The sequence below is a fragment of the Arthrobacter sp. USHLN218 genome (assembly GCF_037144715.1).
GTDB lineage: Bacteria > Actinomycetota > Actinomycetes > Actinomycetales > Micrococcaceae > Crystallibacter.
Map to the genome: position 1 here is coordinate 370990 of NZ_JBBCYT010000001.1, position 16260 is coordinate 387249.

Below are 16260 nucleotides of genomic sequence, written 5' to 3' on the forward strand. Positions count from 1 at the left end.
GCTCCCTTCCGCGCCAAACCGCAGCGCCGCCGTCGTTGTTTAGACGAATGTATAGACGGTCCATCCGTTTGTAGTCAATCTGCGGGTGTCCTGCGTCATGCCGTTCGCGAATCATGTACTCAGCTATTCCCGCTCTGACTGAGCATGACGAGAGAGAGCTGCAATGAGCGCAACGAGCAATCTCATTGATGACGCGCCGCTGACGAGGTTCCATAAGAAGCTGACCTTCTTCGCCTCGGGCGGCCCGTTCATCGACGGGTACGCGCTGTCCATCATCGGCATCGCGCTGATCACAATGACGCCGGGCCTGGACCTCGCGCCGGCCGAGATCGGGCTGATCGGGGCGGCGAGCCTGATCGGCATCTTCTTCGGCGGCGCCGTCTTCGGCTGGCTGACCGACAAGATCGGCCGGCACAAGATGTACATCGCGGACCTGATCGCGCTGGCGGTGTTCTCGCTGCTGAACGGGTTCGCCACCGAGGTGTGGCAGGTGGTCCTCTGCCGGTTCTTCCTGGGCATGGCCATCGGCGCGGACTATCCGATTGCGACGTCGCTGCTCGCGGAGTTCTTGCCGCGGAGGGTCCGCGGTCGGCTGCTCGGCGCGACCTTCGTGGTCTGGGCGGTGGGCGCGGCGGTGGCGTACGCCGTCGGTTTCCTGCTGCGGGACATGGGACCGGACGCCTGGCGCATCATGGTGGCCAGCCCCGCGCTCTTCGCAATCATTACGCTGTTGTGTCGGCTGGGTACGCCGGAGTCCCCGCGCTGGCTGCTCTCCCGTGGCCGGGTGGACGAGGCCGACGCTGTGATCAAGAAGGTCTACGGCGCGCAGTACGGGGTAAGCGACGTGACGCAGGACGGCGGCGCCGAGTCGAAGCAGGGCCGCTTCAGCGACATCTTCAGGGGCCAGTACTGGAAGCGCACGCTCTTCGTCTCGATCTTCTGGACCGCGCAGGTGATCCCGCTGTTCGCGGTCTACACCTTCGCCCCCGACCTGCTGACCTCCTTCGGCATGACCGGCGACGCGAACCTCTACGGCGGGTCCTTCCTGATCTCGATGCTGTTTGTGGTCGGCGGCGTGCCGGGCCTGTGGCTGGTGGAGAAGATCGGGCGGCGGAGGCTGCTGCTGTGGAGCTTCGGCATCATCGCGGTGGCGCTGGCCATCCCGGCCTTCATCCCGGACGTCCACGCCGGCCCGCTGTTCCTGGCCCTGGCGATCTTCGCCCTCGCCTCCGGCGCCTCCAGCTTCCTGGAGGTCGTCTACCCGAACGAGCTGTTCCCCACGGAGGTCCGGGCCACTGCCGTCGGCTTCGGCACCGCGATCAGCCGGGTGGGCTCCGCGGCCAGCACGTACCTGATGCCGCTCGCCATCCTGAACTTCGGCGCCGCCGGCTCGCTGCTGATCGGCGCGGTGATCTCGGCCGTCGGACTCATCGCGACCTTCCTGCTGGCACCGGAGACCGCCAACAAGACCCTGCACGAACTCACCCAGGAAAAAGCGCCGGCTGCGGTCCCCTCCGCACCGGCCGCCGCCGCCAAGGCAACCGCTAAGTAAGGAGCACCATCATGACCAACCACGAGCCGATCGGCCCCGTCGATGCCACGAAAGTTCCCCGTTACGCCGGCCTGGGCACCTTCGCCCGGCTGCCGCAGATCGACCGGGTGCCGGACTATGACATCGCCATTGTGGGCGTCCCGTTCGACGGCGGCACCTCCTTCCGCCCGGGCGCGCGGTTCGGTCCCGCGGGGGTCCGCGAGGCGTCCCGGCTGCTGCGGCCGGGCTACCACGTGGAGCTCGACGTCGAGCCGGTGAACGAGACCCAGGTGGTGGACGCCGGCGACATCGCCTGTACCCCGTACGACATCACCCGGGCGGTGCGTGAGATCGAGGAGCAGGCCCTGCCGCTGCTGGGGGAGGGGAAGCGGCTGATCTCAATCGGCGGCGACCACACGATTGCCCTGCCGATGCTGCGGGCACTGAACAAGGCCCGCGGGCCGGTGGCCCTGCTGCACTTCGACGCGCACCTGGACACCTGGGACACGTACTTCGACCAGCCGGTCACCCACGGCACGATGTTCCGCCGGGCGTTCGAGGAGGGGCTGCTGGTGGAGGACCAGTCGATGCACATAGGCATCCGCGGCCCGGTGTATGACCGGGACGACTTCCTGCGCGACCACGAGTTCGGCTTCCAGATCATCCGCTGCTCCGACCTGGACGTGATCGGCGTGCCGGCCGCGGTGGAGCGAATCAAGGAACGGCTGGGCGACACCCCGGTCTACGTGTCCATCGACATCGACGTGCTGGACCCATCCTTCGCGCCAGGGACCGGGACGCCGGAGATGGGCGGGCTGCTCTCGCGGGAGCTGCTGTCCCTGCTGCGCGGGCTGAACGGCATCAACATTGTCGGCGCGGACGTGGTGGAGGTGGCCCCGGCCTACGATCACGCCGACATCACCACGCTCGCCGCGGCCACCGTGGTGTTCGACCTGCTGGCGCTAATGGTCAATCGGGACAAGGGCATCTCGGCGCTCGACGAGGGCGAGTTCGAAGCGGCCGCCGTCTGACCATCGTTGGAAGCATGACCCCGGGGCTCGACGGGCCCCGGGGTCATTGCCGTCAGGTGAAGCCGAAGCTCAATTTTTCCCAAATCCGGGGACGAAACGGCGGCCGCGGGCGCAGAATGGAGTCCTCGCAGTGAAGGGAGGTAGCACCATGCGCGGCAGCAATCTGATCTGGACCATCGTCGGCATCCTGATAGCCATTGCGTTGATCATCTGGATCGTATCGGCCATCTAGGGGCCGCCAGAGGAAGTTCCGGCACGGGGCAGCCGGGCTTCACCAGCGGGTTTTCAGTTGGAGCGGACCGCGGCCACGACAGCAGCGAGTCCGGCATCCGCCAGCGCCTTGGCAAACACGGGGGCCAGCAGCTTGTGCCCTTCGGGGTTGAGGTGCAGGCCGTCCGGGTACAGGTACTGCGCGAGGTCATTCTCCGCCGCCCAGCCCGTGGCGTCGATGAAGACCGCGTCCTGTGCCGCTGCTACCCCGGCGAGGACCTTGGCCACTTCGATGCGGCGTGAGGCAGGGTTGCCGCTCTGGTTCAGCGGGCTGACGACGGCGAAGCGTGCGTCAGGGTACTTCGACTTCAGGATCTCCATCGTTTGAGATGCCGCCGCTTTGATCTTGCCGTCCGGGTACTTGAGGTCATTGCCGCCGCCCTGCACAACGACGAGGCCGACGTTCCCCGCGGGCAGGTCGTAGGCGCCGGTCTTCAGCGACTCAAGGTAGGACGGGTGGCCGTCCTTGGGGCGGCTCTTGAGGAAGCCGGTCCCGCCATAACCCTCGATCCTGGGCACGTAGCCGGCCTGGGCGAGCCCTTGGGAGACCCAGGACTCGCTCGTCGGGACGGCGTTGCCGGCGTTGGCCTGCGAGTCGCCGATGACCAAGGCAATCCGAGCCGGCGCAACGTCGGGCGCCGATCCGACAGGGCTCGAGGAAACAGAAGAAGCCCTCGGGGGCATTGCGCAGGCTGTCAGAGCCACAAGGAGCAGCGCCAGCACACCGACCCAGATGGCCTGCACTTTCCTGCCGCCATTCCGGTGCTTCGAGACGTTCCCCATTGCTGTTCCCCCAGCTGTGTTCCCCCATGGACTGGCAAATTCTAACGCGCCGTTCCGCGTTCCAACCGGCTCAACAAAGAAGGATTATCGGCGGCGGATTCCGGAGGGCCCCCGGCTCATCGAGTCATTTTTACGGCTTGGGACGACGAAGTAGGTTTATTAGGTAAGGCTAAGCTACTCTTTCACTCGTGAATCACTACAGGGGAAGTGGCGGGCTTGAGGCCAGCGGCCTAGTGCTCCGATACGGGGACAAGGATGTGGTCCACGGTGCCGGGCTGCGGCTTGACCGCGGACGGATCGTAGCCCTGGTGGGGCCGAACGGCAGCGGCAAGTCTACGCTGCTGCGTGCCCTGGCCCGGCTGCACGATGTGTCTTCAGGGAGCGTGGCAGTATCCACCGACGATGGCGGGGTCACCGACGCGCTGCTGATGAAGCGCAGCGACTTCGCCCGGCACGTGACCTTGTTGTCGCAGAGCCGGCCGGTGCCGCACGGACTGAGCGTCCGCGACGTGGTGGAGTTCGGCCGCCATCCGTACCGCGGACGCTGGCGGGCCGCCGATCCCGAGGGGACAGCCGCCGTCGAACGCGCGATGGCCCTGACCGGTATTGCGGAACTATCGGGCCGCGGAGTGCATGAACTCTCCGGCGGCCAGCTGCAGCGTGTCTGGCTGGCCAGCTGCCTGGCCCAGGACACCTCCGTGCTGCTGCTCGACGAGCCGACGAACCACCTGGACTTGCGCTACAAGGTGGAAATTTTCGATCTGGTCTACGACCTGGCGCGGCTCCACGGCGTCGCGGTGGGGCTGGTGCTGCACGACCTCGACGAAGCGGCGGCGCTCGCCGACGAGGTGGTCGTCCTGTCCGAGGGCAGAATCGCCGCTGCCGGCCCCGCCCACGAAGTGCTGGAATCCGAGCTGCTCAGCCGGGTCTACGCCATCCCGATTGTCACCCATACCGATCCGCTGACCGGCAGGCTGCGCACCCGCGCGGTCGGCCGGCACACCGACCGTCAGCATGACCAACCCGAAAGGACCACCCGTTCATGAAGATTCCCCAGGCCTTGGCCGCCGTCGGCGCGCTGGCACTGCTGCTCACCGGCTGCGGCACAACCGAAGAGCCGGCGGAACCGGCAGAGGCTGCCGGCGGCGGCAGCCTCACCGTCACGGACTCGCGCGGCGTCGAGGTGGAACTCGACGGCCCGGCCAAGCGTGTGGTCGGCACCGAGTGGAACGTGGTTGAAAACCTGGTCACCCTGGGCGTCACGCCCGTGGGCGCGGCCGACGTCGAGGGCTACGGCGCGTGGGTTTCCTCCGTACCGCTCGACGGCAGTGTCACCGATATCGGCACCCGCGGCGAACCCAGCTTTGACACCATCGCGTCGCTGGACGCGGACCTGATCGTCGCCACCTCCGACCTGGCCGAGAACGTGATCACGCAGCTCGAAGACCTGGCCCCCGTCGTCGTCATTAAATCCGCCGACGCGGGCGGCCAGATCGACCAGGCCAAGAACAACCTGAACCTCATCGCGGAGGCAACCGGCACCGAGCCGAAGGCCGAAGAGGCCATCGGCGAATACGATGCCGCCGTGGCCGAGGGCAAGGCGGCGCTCGAGAAGGCCGGGCTAGCCGGCTCCCGCGTGGCGTTCGCCGACGGCTGGGTGGCGGACGGTAAGGTCTCGGTCCGGCCCTTCGCCAAGGGGTCGCTGATGACCGACATCAACACCGAACTCGGCCTGGTCTCCCCGTGGGAGATGGAAGGCGACGCCGCCTACGGACTGGCGTCCACCGACGTCGAGGGCCTGACCACGCTGGACGCGGACAGCTTCGTCTACATCACCAACAACGCCGACAAGGACTTCACCGAAGAGCTGGCCGGTAACGCCGTGTGGAAGTCGCTGCCCTTCGTGGAAGCCGGCGAGGTGCACCGCCTGGACGACGGCATCTGGATGTTCGGCGGACCGGCCTCGATGACCCAGTACGTCGACGCCCTCGTCTCCACCCTGACGAAGTAGCGCCCGCCGCAATGACCGAGACTGCGAAGAGGCCCGCCCCGGCTGCCGGTACTGCCGTTGCCGGTACTTCCGTTGCGGGTGCGCCGGATCCGGCCGGCGCGGAGGCACGGGGCCGGTCCGGGCCCGCCGTGGTTGCCGGCTGCGGACTGGCGATCCTGCTCCTCTTCGCGCTGGTCCACCTCACCCAGGGAACCGCTGCCATGGGGCTGGCCGAACTGCTCGGCCTGCTCACCGGCAGCGGTTCGGACCAGCAGGCGGCCGTCCTGGCCGCGTCCCGGATTCCGCGGCTGCTGGCAGGGCTGCTGGTCGGCGTGGCGCTGGGCGTGGCGGGCGCGGCGTTGCAGTCCGCGACCCGCAACGTCCTCGCCTCGCCGGATACCTTGGCGGTCGACGCCGGGGCCCACCTGGCGATTGTCGCGGTGGCGGCGTTCGGGATCACGCTGCCCGCGCTGCTGTCCGGCGGCCTGGCGTTCGCGGGCGGGCTCGCCGCCGCCCTGCTTGTCCTCGCCTTGTCCGGTGCCGGCGCCAACGGTAACGGCGGCCCGATCCGCCTGGTGCTGGCCGGCACCGCGCTGGCCCTGGGCCTGCACTCGGCCACCAGCGGGCTGCTACTGCTGTTCAGCCAGGAAACCACGGGCCTGTACGCCTGGGGCAGGGGCAGCATCGCGCAGACCAGCAACGACGAGCTGGTGCAGTTCGCGCCGGTGATCCTGCTGGCCATCGCCGGGCTGCTGCTGATGGCCCGGCGGCTGGACCTGCTCGGGCTCGGCGATGACGCGTCCCGGCTGGCCGGGGCCGATCCGCGCCTGGCACGCACCGGCGCCGTCGTCCTGGCCGTGCTGCTGTCTGCCTGCGCCGTGACCGTCGCGGGGCCGATCGGTTTTGTGGGCCTGTGCGCGCCGGCCATTGTGCGGCTGCTCGCTTCCCGCGTCCGCGGCCTGGGGCGCCACCGGGTACTGCTTCCGCTCTCCGGGCTGGCCGGTGCGGTGGTCGTGATCGGCGCCGACGTGGTGGTCCGCGTGGTGCTCGGGGCGCAGGCCGGAGTGGAAGTGCCGACCGGCGCCGTCACCACGGTCTTCGGCGCGGTGTTCCTGGTGATCCTGGCGCTGCGGATGTCCGATGCCGGGCTGAGCGCCGCCGGCGATGCGCTGGCGCGGCTCCGCTCCCGCAGGATCTATTTGGGCGTACTGCTGGGACTGATCGTCCTGCTGGCCGGACTGCTGGTGGCCGGCGCGCTGCTGGGCGATGCGAAACTGCTGCTCGGGGACCTGGCCAACTGGCTCACCGGACAGTCGGGCGACCGGGTCACTGCCATCCTGGGCACCCGGATGCCCCGCGTCGCGGCCGCGGTGCTCGCCGGGGCGGCGCTGGCGATTGCCGGTGCCCTGATCCAGGCCGTGGCCCGGAATTCGCTGGCCGAGCCCGGCATTATCGGCGTGTCCGGCGGCGGCGGCCTCGCGGCCATCGTCGTGCTCACGAGCGTCCCCATGGCCAGCGCCTGGCTGGTGACCGGCTCGGCGCTGGCCGGTGCGGCCCTGACTGCGCTGCTGGTGTTCGGGCTCGCGTTCCGCAGCGGGCTGCAGCAGAACAAGCTGGTCCTGATCGGCATCGGCGTGTCGGCGGGTCTGCTGGCAATCATCTCCGTCCTGCTGGTCAGCACCGACCCCTATAACCAGACAAAGGCGCTGACCTGGCTCTCCGGCTCCACGTACGGCCGGACCTTCGCCTCGGTGCTGCCGCCGCTGGTGGCGCTGCTGCTGGCGGTTCCGGTGCTGGCCGGCCTGCGGCGCGACCTCGACCTCATCGCCGTCGACGACGATTCGCCCCGCGTCCTCGGGATCGGTCTGGCACCGTCGCGTGTCCTGCTGCTTTCGACGGCGGTGCTGCTGACCGCCGGGGCCGTGTCATCGGTGGGGGTGATCGCGTTTGTCGGCCTGGTGGCTCCGCACGCCGCCCGGTCCCTCGTCGGCGCGTGCCATTCCCGGGTGCTGCCCGTGGCCGCACTGCTCGGTGCCTGCACGGTGGTGCTGGCAGACATCATCGGGCGGACGGTGATCGCGCCGGCCCAGATCCCTGCCGGCATCATGACGTCCCTGGTGGGAGCGCCCTACTTCATCTACCTGCTCTGGCGGTCACGGGTGGACCGGCCGGCCTGAGCCAGGGGCGCGGCTCTACCTGTGGCTGTAGGTGAGGCAGTCCGCGTTGTCCCGGCCGGGCCCGACATGGATCGTTGGTGCCTGGCACATCAGGTGATCATTGTGGGTGCATTCCGCGCGCTGGCACGCGCCGATGCTCGCCAGGACCTTGGGCAGTCCGCCGTGGCTGCCGGTGTCGATGAAGGTCGCGCAGGCTGCGTGGTCTTCACCCCCGGCGACGGTGATCGCGGCGGCATTGCACTCACTGTGATCGTTGAAGGAGCAGTTCGTTACGGTGCAGTCGCCTACATGCGAGGTCACGGTCATGATGATTCCTCCGTCTTCGGCCGCCCTTTCGACGACGCCTCTAATTACGGTATGCCTGCTGACGTAAATCAAAAAGGCACATTCGCGTGACCTAAAGCCCGCGGTAGCCGGTGTCGACGACCTCGAGGACGGAGGACCCGGCGTGCTGATGGCCGGCATCCTGATAGCCATTGTGTTGATCATTTGGATCGCATCGGCCAACTGGCGGCGATCTTCCGGAGCGGGCAGAGGTCCGTGGCGGGCTGCGTCTTGGATGGACTTTCGATGCACCCCGAGTGTGCGTGACATGTCCGCTATTAGGGCCCAAATACCTATGGGGATAGAACCGCAGAACGCAATAGGTTAGAGGGCATGAAGGTCTTGGTTACCGGGGGAACCGGCTATATTGGCTCGCACACAACTCTCGCCTTGCTTGAAGCGGGCCACGACGTCGTCGTTGTGGATAATTTGGTCAACTCAAGCGAGGAGTCCCTGCGCCGGGTCCAGGAGCTGGCGGGGCGGCAGGCAACGTTCCGCAAGCTCGATCTGCTGGACGAGGCCAAGCTGGGAGACATCTTCGACTCCGAACGGTTCGATGCCGTCATCCATTTCGCCGGCCTGAAAGCCGTAGGCGAATCGGTCGAGCAGCCGCTGCGCTATTACCACAACAACGTGGTGGGCACGCTCAACCTCCTGCATGCCATGGACTCGCACGACGTACGCACTATCGTCTTCAGCTCCTCTGCCACCGTCTACGGCAACTCGGACGAAGTGCCGCTCACCGAGAAAATGGCGCTTGACGCCACCAATCCATACGGCCGGACGAAGGAGCAGATCGAGGACATCTTGTCCGATCTAGGCGCCTCCGACGAGAGGTGGCGCATTGCGCTGCTGCGCTATTTCAACCCCGTGGGAGCGCATGAATCCGGCCTCATCGGCGAAGACCCGCTGGATGTTCCCAACAACCTGTTGCCGTTCGTCGCCCAGGTAGCTGTGGGCCGCCGAGACAAAGTGCGTGTATTCGGCAATGACTATCCGACGCCGGACGGCACGGGCGTCCGCGACTACATCCACGTCGTCGACCTCGCCGCGGGCCACCTGGCCGCGCTGGACTTTGTCTCGCGCAGTCCGGGAGTCCGCCGCTGGAATTTGGGTACCGGCCGGGGTTCCTCGGTTCTCGAAGTTCTCACCGCCTTTGGCAAGGCAACCGGCTTTGCCATCCCATATGAGTTCGTTGACAGGCGTCCCGGCGACGCCGCCATCAGTTATGCGGACCCGTCCGCGGCGCTGGCAGAGCTCGGATGGTCAGCGACTCGCACGCTGGAACAGATGTGCCAGGACCACTGGAACTGGCAGAAGAACAACCCGCAGGGCTACGCGACCTGAAGTCCGTCGCAGCAAGGGGTTTCTGCTACGCTTCACGCATGCTTGGGGGCAATCGAGGTTCTCAAGGTGGGGATTTTCCGACTCGTTCTTTGGCCCGGCGCGGGCTTGGCGTCTTCCTCGCCGCCTTCATGGTGCTCCTGAGCACGGCGGCACGGGCCGAGACCCCGTCGTTCGCCCAGACCCAACTGGTTCCGGCCTACTTCAGCCCGGAGCTGGGGCCTGATGGTCGAACCGTGGGTCTGTGGGCGGAAATGTGCGAGGCAATGAAGACGCCTTCGATTGCCATCATGAACCCCTCGTCGGGACCCGGCGAGGGCGTTCAAGCGGCGTACGTGGAAGCGCTCCGCTACTGTCACGACTCGGGCAATGAGGTCGTCGGCTACGTGGACACAGCCTATGGCCGGCGGTCGTTGGACGCCGTTAAAGCGGACATCCGGAACTACTACCGCTGGTATGTCATCGACGGCATCTTCCTCGACCAGATGTCCATCGAACCGGACGAGCCGGCCTCCGACGGCCGGGATATGCGCAGCTACTATCGGGAGCTGTATGCCTTCATCAAGGAATTCGCCTCACCTGGCAAAGTAGTTGGCAATCCAGGAGATGCATTCTCGGATGACTGGCAGCTCTCCGAGCCGGTGGCCGACATCCTGGTGGTGTTCGAAGGATACGCCGAAGTATATGCAGGTTGGAGCCCGCCGGAATGGGTCTATCGGTATCCCTCGGCCCGCTTCAGCCACCTTGTCCATACCGCTCCGCCCGAGCGCCGCCACGACCTCTGCGTGCTGTCCCAGCAGCGCAACGGTGGACGCATTTTCATCACGGACGAAGTGATGGCGGGTCTAGAGGACGCCCCCCTCTCGGAGAACCCGTGGGATCATCTGCCCTCATACTGGAGCCTTATCGCTCCGAGGTGTGCCTAGCCCGCCGGGGTTTCTGTAGTCAGCCTGCCGGTCAGGCCCCGCCACGGATTGGGCAGGTTCCCCGTGGAGGCGAAGGCATATCCCACGCCCAGCCGCCCGGCCCGCTCCATGGCTAGGGCCACTTCTTCCGGACGGCATCCGTACACCAGATGCCAAATCTTGTCGGCAGCGATGCCGCCCAGCCAGCCGGGAAATTCCACTCGCCGATACTCGCTCCACGTGTTCTCGAAAACGATGGTCTGGTCAAAAATGTCGAGGTATCCGGCGTCCGGAACAGTGCCGGGATTCCCCGCCACGTTCGTCGCGCCGGCCGCCCGGGCGTCGAGAACGTATGCCCTGCACAGGTTTAGCGGGCTTTCCGAGGTGGGGACCCGGTCGAACATTACTCCGGTGATGGCGTAGCGGTCGATCCACTCGCGGACCTCGGCGGCCACGACGTCTTTGCTCCGCTGTCCGTAATCGACGTCGACGTAGCCCAGCAGGTTGGTACGGGAAACGTCCCGGAGAGCCTCCGTGTAGTAGATGTCGTGACCGCGGCCCGGCCCGTTGTGGACGTTGACTACCACGAGTCCAGGCACGGGATCCGGGGCGGCGAGCCATTGCCACGCACGGGGGTCTTCCAGAGGATGCACGTACCACGGAATGCCAAGCCGAGGACCCGTCACGCGAGGACACGGGGGTCGGAGACTCTTTGCATGAGGAACAGGATACTGACGGGGATCGCAACGAGCAGTGCGATGGTGACTGCAAAGTGTCCGACTGCCCACCAAATCAGCACTACCGCGAAGGCCAGCACTGCAACGAATACCGAACGCCAAGAGGCACCGAATGCCGTCAAAGCGGTGGATATCGTCGCCAACGTACTAAATACGCCCGCGCTGACAGCCGTCGTGGAGGCTGCGGCGTCATTGGAATCAAGAATGGTCACTGCCGTAACCACGACGACGATTGCCACGACCGCCGTGATGGCCGAAAGGGCCAAAGCCGCATAACGAGCCGAGCGTGCCAGGAAGTGCACGTAGTAAGTGTTTGCCGTGGCCCATCTGAGCCGCTGCCGGTAGAGGACGAGCGCCGGATCGGCCAGTGCCGCGCCGACCACGGTCGCGGCAATGAGAGCCGGCGCATGTTGATTGGGCAGGAGGAACAGGACCGAGAGCAGGGTGGCGGCCAGGAAGGATGCGTGCAGGACAGGCGCCCAGCTGGCGGCCACGTCATCCCGGTCCGGACGGCGGGCCTCTCCTACACGCCGCAGTTCGCGGAGGAGGAGCGCTACAAGAACCATGAGTGTCAGCAAGATGGCGCCGGCGGCAACGGGACGGGTCCAGTCCGCCTTGACCATCAGCGTCCCCGTAATCAGGACTACGGCAGGCAGGAGCAGCCGGACCAAAGCGGTGGTCCGGCCGATCACCACAAGCAGGTTAACGGTGATCGCATAGGTGCACCAGCCGAACGTCATGACTGCGATGGAGAGGACTGACAGACCGGCTATTTGGGCTAGGGCGAATGCGGCCGCCAAAGCTCCAATCCACATCACACCCATACCAATACCGCGTGCAAGACCTTGATCGAGCTGGCCTGCTCCGGCGCGGGCCCAGGACGTTCCGGCGCATGCCTGTCCAACAACCCAGGCAGCGCTTCCGGATATCATGACGGCTTCCGGGGGCGAGCCAAACGCGATCTGGGTCAGTGCCGCTAGTACACAGCCGCAGAGCAGGACGGCCGCCCGCAGCGCTGCTTGCTTGAGTTCAGTGCGGTCCAGCCACTCGCGCGACCGCACCGTCTCGCCGGTATGTACCTTGAACAATGCGCGGCTGAGCGCAAAGATGCCGTCCACATCGTGCTGTTTCGCTACCTGTCGGTCGGTTAGCCCGCTGGCTTCAAGACGGGCGGCCACCTCGTACGTATCGACGGCGTTGTGTCCCACGTCGTCCAAGGTGCCAGCGGACACGGGCTGGGCGGCATCGCCCGGCGATACTGCGTGGTTCATGCTCATAGGGGGGCCATCCGTCCAGTTCGGAGAAGTTGAACGGTCCGCCTCCGCGGGGCGGTATGTCGGCCTTGGCCAGGCAGCACCGGTTCCTCGGGTATCGAGGCAGGCGCATGCTGCTTGACCTCGGCTACTTTGTCATAAGCTTCGGCGTACTTTGACAGGAAAGCGTTGAGCGTGAAGACCTCAAGGGCCCGGCGCCGGGCTGCTTGACCCATTGCTTGGCGAAGGTCCGCGTCCTTGAGCAAGCGAAGGCAGGCCTCGGCGAACGCTTCGGGGGCGCGCGCTGGAACAAGCAGTCCCGTTTGCTGGTCGTCGTCGTAGCACTCGCTGACCCCGCCGACCTCCGTACTGACTGTAGCCCGTCCGCACATCATGGCTTCGATAACGGAGAAAGGCAGGCCTTCCGAGACGCTCGACAAGGCTACGACGTGCCCGGCCTCGATCGCAGGACGACTACCGTCGCAGCGGCCTTCCCAGGACACAGATCCCGCAACGCCAAGCTGCTCGGCCTGGGCTATTAACCGGTCGCGGTAGGGCTCGTTTCCCGCCGGCACCGGACCAAACAACCGGAGACGTGCCTCCGGTATTTCCTGCTGGACGATCGCGAAGGCGGCAATGAGGGTTTCCAGGTCCTTCAGCGGGTCTATTCTGCCAACGAAAGAAATGGTCGGCACTTCCGGTTCGCCTATGACCGGCGGGTACATGACGGGATCGACGCCATTGGGGATTGTCCGCACCTTCTCGGGAGCAGCGCCCAAGTGCTTTTCCCAGCGTCCATTGAACCTGTTGACCGGCAGAATCACATTGCTTTCCGCGTAGACGACGCGGCAGAGAATGCGCAGGAACGCCATGACGATCCGGCGGACCTGCCAGCTGTAACCCGCGTCGTGGAGGGCGATGTACCGTTCCCGGAGATAGACGCCATGCTCGGTCAGCATAAGAGGTGTACCGAACCTCCACTTGCGAATTAAAGCCACTAGGGCCGAAGGGCCGTTTCCGGACGCGTGAACGAGGTCAGCTCCGTCGTCTGCGGTCGCCGAATCGATGACGGCTAACGTCCGGTCGGCTAGGGTGGCTGCGTCGACAGCGTCAGCGACGTGTAGCAACGGCAGCTGATGTTGGCCCTGATGCGATCGCCAGGCTTCAAGAATCGCGTGTACGGATCCTTCTGACGCGAGGACCCGTGCAAGGCCCACATGTCGCGAGACCTCGTCCAGATCTCTCAGCGCGGCCGAGAATTCCTCAGCTGCTTGCTCGTTGTCGGGGCCCAGTGCCGCCGACCACAACCTTTCCAACGCGCGGCCGCTGATTTTTTGCCACGTCCGCCTCTTAGACCGCGACCTCAATGGTGCAGGAAGCTTGGCCCACATCGGGAATATCTTCAGGTCGGTGACGTTGCCCGGAAAATCCCAAACAGGACGCTCCCTGCCGTTGGCCGTTAGGGCGACGACGCTGAAGTCGTATTGCGGGAGACCCCGCACCAACTGATCGCACCAAGTACTGACGCCGCCGGTGATGACGGGATAGGTGCCTTCGGTGACCATAGCAATCTTCATGACCGCACCGCCGCGCTGTCGCCAATACGCCGCGCGGAAGAGTCGGTTGAACAGGGCTTTCCCGTACCGATATTTCCCCAACTGTACTTCTTCATAGGAGACTGCCCCCATATTTCTCACGCCGGATTACCCAGCCATCCCCAATGGTCGATCTTCCCCAAGACCGACCGGTCTATTAGAAGGGGAGCCTATCGAGTAACAAACTGACAACGTAAACCTCTTAGGTCCCGTTATCGAATCGTTATAAAAGTGAGGCATGGATTGTACGGTTAACTATTACAATGCAGCGTTCAACCCAAAGAATTTCCCAAGGCACGGCTCGTAATGCATCTCAACAGTTGACGTGTCCCGCAGGGACTGGGGCTTGTGACCCTGTGCCGGACGGCCGACGGACCGACCACGGCCGCATGGATACGGACGCCTCCACGGCCTCACCGTAGAAGGAATATGCTCCTTGGCGCCGCCATGCTTCCCCATTGTCTGGACCCTGCCCTACTCGGATGTCACCACTTCCGCCCCCAGGGCGGAGCCGCTGGGCCGGCGTTCCGCGGCGGGAAGTGTGACGGTGAAGGTTGTGCCCTCGCCGAGGGCGCTGGAGACGTCGATGGTGCCGCCGTGGCGTTCGACGATTTCCTTGGCGACGACGAGGCCGAGGCCGGTGCCGTGGATGCCGGAGCGGCGGGCGGAGCTGGAGCGGAAGAAGCGGTCGAACACCCGGAGCCGGTCGGCGTCGTCCATGCCGTAGCCGGTGTCCACGACCTCGAGGACGGAGTGGCCGGCGTGCTGCCAGCCCCGAAGCGTGACGGTGCTGCCGGCGGGGGAGTACTTGATGGCGTTGGAGAGCAAGTTGTCCAGCACCTGGCCCATCCGGGCGGGGTCGGCGGCGGAGACGAGCTCGTGGTCAACCTGGTTGTCCAGGGCGATGTTCTTGGCGGCCGCGGTGGCCGCGGCGGACTGCACCGCGGAGCGCACGACGCCGGCGAGGTCGGTGGGCTCGGGACGGATCTCGAGGGTGCCGGCGGAGGCGGAGAGAAAGTCGGAGATCAGGGTAAGCAGCCGCTCGGCGTTGCGGTCCGCCACCTCCAGGTGCGCGGCGACGTCTTCGGGCAGGTCTGGGTGCTCCATGGCCAGTTCGAGGTAGGCCAGGATCGAGGTCAGCGGGGTACGCAGCTCGTGCGAGATGCCGGACATGAAGTCGTCCTTGGCCGCGAGCTTGGCCAGCTGATCCGTGACGTCCTTGAACAGCACCACGGATCCGCCCGCGCAGTCGCCGTCCTGGCCGTCGATGCTGCGGGCGGTGGCGGATACCGCGATGCGCTGCGGCTCCTCTCCGAGCCAGAGCAGCTGCCCGGCCACTTCCTGTTTTACCGCGGCCCGCCGCACCGGGCGGTCTGCCGGCGGCAGGAAGGTGACCCCGTCGCCGTCGTAAATCTTCTGCCGCTCCTGCTGCAGGTCCGGCGCCGTGTCCCGGCTGCCCGCCCGGACCGCGAACGCCTGCTGCTGCCGGTTGGTGAGCGTCACCCGGCCCTCGGCGTCCAGGGCAACGAGGCCAACGTCGATGCTGTCCACTACGGCGTGCAGCAGCTGCTCGCGCTCGCGGATCACCGCCAGAACGCGGCGCACCTCGGCCTCCTTGGCGGCCAGCTGGTCCCGCTGGAAGTCCATGTTGTTGGCGACGATGTGCACGGAGACCGAGATGGCGAGCATGACGGCCGGCAGCAGGACCAGTCGCAGCAGGTGCGCGGCGTCCAGGCTCCCGGGGCTCAGCAGCGGCACCAGGGCCGCGGCCAGCGTGCCCGCGAAGCTGACCAGGATCCGGCTCTTGAACTTGCTGACCGAGAGCCAGATGACCGGAAAGACCAGCAGCAGCCCCAGCCCCGCATACGCCCGGCCACCGCGTGCAGCAGCAGCGCGATCAGGGCGAAGTCCAGCACCGGGACGATCTGGAAGCTGCGCTCGGGCAGCCGCTCCCACGGGACCCCGGCGCAGGCCGCCAGCAGCACCGCGTGCAGCAGCAGGCACAGCGCGAACAAGGGGTTGGCGAACATCGCCCGCTCGGCGAGGGCGAACACCGCGGCGATCACGAGCATGCAGGAGAGCAGCGGCAGCTGGCAGAGCACCACGCGGGCCCGCAGGCCGAGGCTATGGAAGTTCCTGGCGAAGGGCAGCTGGGCACGCAGTTGGGGCATGCGTCTCCTATCCAGGACGACGTCGGAGGCCGGCCGGTTGAACGGTATTCCACGGAAAGAATAGCGTCCCCGGCGTACAGGTGGCGCGCGCCGGGCGCATAGGGAGCCGTTCGGCTCTGGCCGCGCCGCCGCGCCGGCGGGAACCTAGA

General features: G+C 66.3%; 14 protein-coding genes. 7 read left to right on the forward strand and 7 right to left on the reverse strand.

Features of this window, described 5'->3' with window-relative positions; all coding sequences use genetic code 11:
* Positions 1 to 163: 163 nt before the first annotated feature.
* Positions 164 to 1552, forward strand: coding sequence for an MFS transporter (locus WFH44_RS01645; RefSeq protein WP_336711236.1), 1389 nt, complete (start codon positions 164 to 166; stop codon positions 1550 to 1552).
* 11 nt (positions 1553 to 1563) lie between these two features.
* Positions 1564 to 2562, forward strand: coding sequence for an agmatinase (gene speB / locus WFH44_RS01650; protein WP_336711237.1), 999 nt, complete (start codon positions 1564 to 1566; stop codon positions 2560 to 2562).
* A 285-nt stretch (positions 2563 to 2847) separates the two neighbouring features.
* Here speB and WFH44_RS01655 read toward each other — a convergent pair whose 3' ends face one another.
* Complete coding sequence (locus WFH44_RS01655; RefSeq protein WP_336711239.1) at positions 2848 to 3441, reverse strand: SGNH/GDSL hydrolase family protein; 594 nt, start codon at positions 3439 to 3441, stop codon at positions 2848 to 2850.
* A gap of 362 nt (positions 3442 to 3803) precedes the next feature.
* On the opposite strand from WFH44_RS01655, the gene WFH44_RS01660 reads away from it, so the two are divergent.
* From WFH44_RS01660 to WFH44_RS01670, 3 genes are read left to right on the forward strand one after another with little or no spacing between them, the layout of a single operon-like run.
* A complete protein-coding gene (locus tag WFH44_RS01660) occupies positions 3804 to 4661 on the forward strand; it encodes an ABC transporter ATP-binding protein (RefSeq protein WP_336711240.1) in 858 nt (285 codons plus the stop codon).
* On the forward strand, positions 4658 to 5626 hold the full coding sequence (locus WFH44_RS01665; protein WP_336711242.1) for an iron-siderophore ABC transporter substrate-binding protein: 969 nt from the start codon (positions 4658 to 4660) through the stop codon (positions 5624 to 5626). The genes WFH44_RS01660 and WFH44_RS01665 overlap by 4 nt, the downstream gene beginning before the upstream one ends.
* 11 nt (positions 5627 to 5637) lie before the next feature.
* A complete protein-coding gene (locus WFH44_RS01670; protein WP_336711243.1) occupies positions 5638 to 7782 on the forward strand; it encodes an iron ABC transporter permease in 2145 nt (714 codons plus the stop codon).
* A gap of 15 nt (positions 7783 to 7797) precedes the next feature.
* Here WFH44_RS01670 and WFH44_RS01675 read toward each other — a convergent pair whose 3' ends face one another.
* Positions 7798 to 8082 (reverse strand): DUF1540 domain-containing protein, encoded by a 285-nt coding sequence (locus WFH44_RS01675; RefSeq protein ID WP_336711797.1) that lies wholly within the window; start codon positions 8080 to 8082, stop codon positions 7798 to 7800.
* Between the two features lie 357 nt (positions 8083 to 8439).
* Here WFH44_RS01675 and galE point away from each other — a divergent pair, with 357 nt between their 5' ends.
* Together galE and WFH44_RS01685 are read left to right on the forward strand one after the other, a co-directional pair.
* On the forward strand, positions 8440 to 9453 hold the full coding sequence (galE, locus tag WFH44_RS01680) for a UDP-glucose 4-epimerase GalE (RefSeq protein ID WP_336711245.1): 1014 nt from the start codon (positions 8440 to 8442) through the stop codon (positions 9451 to 9453).
* A 38-nt stretch (positions 9454 to 9491) separates the two neighbouring features.
* Positions 9492 to 10376, forward strand: coding sequence for a spherulation-specific family 4 protein (locus WFH44_RS01685; RefSeq protein WP_336711246.1), 885 nt, complete (start codon positions 9492 to 9494; stop codon positions 10374 to 10376).
* Here the strand turns inward: WFH44_RS01685 and WFH44_RS01690 are convergent.
* The 5 genes from WFH44_RS01690 to WFH44_RS01710 form a co-directional block, all read right to left on the reverse strand.
* On the reverse strand, positions 10373 to 11008 hold the full coding sequence (locus WFH44_RS01690; RefSeq protein ID WP_336711247.1) for a spherulation-specific family 4 protein: 636 nt from the start codon (positions 11006 to 11008) through the stop codon (positions 10373 to 10375). The genes WFH44_RS01685 and WFH44_RS01690 overlap by 4 nt on opposite strands.
* 29 nt (positions 11009 to 11037) lie before the next feature.
* Positions 11038 to 12369 carry a hypothetical protein gene (locus WFH44_RS01695; protein WP_336711248.1) on the reverse strand — a complete coding sequence of 444 codons (1332 nt, stop codon included), beginning with the start codon at positions 12367 to 12369 and terminating at the stop codon, positions 11038 to 11040.
* Complete coding sequence (gene pelF, locus WFH44_RS01700) at positions 12366 to 14033, reverse strand: GT4 family glycosyltransferase PelF (RefSeq protein ID WP_336711799.1); 1668 nt, start codon at positions 14031 to 14033, stop codon at positions 12366 to 12368. The genes WFH44_RS01695 and pelF overlap by 4 nt, the downstream gene beginning before the upstream one ends.
* Positions 14034 to 14414: 381 nt before the next feature.
* A complete protein-coding gene (locus tag WFH44_RS01705; protein ID WP_336711249.1) occupies positions 14415 to 15698 on the reverse strand; it encodes a sensor histidine kinase in 1284 nt (427 codons plus the stop codon).
* Positions 15686 to 16111: a hypothetical protein gene (locus tag WFH44_RS01710; RefSeq protein WP_336711250.1), complete on the reverse strand. Its 426-nt coding sequence runs from the start codon at positions 16109 to 16111 to the stop codon at positions 15686 to 15688. The genes WFH44_RS01705 and WFH44_RS01710 overlap by 13 nt, the downstream gene beginning before the upstream one ends.
* Positions 16112 to 16260: the final 149 nt, after the last annotated feature.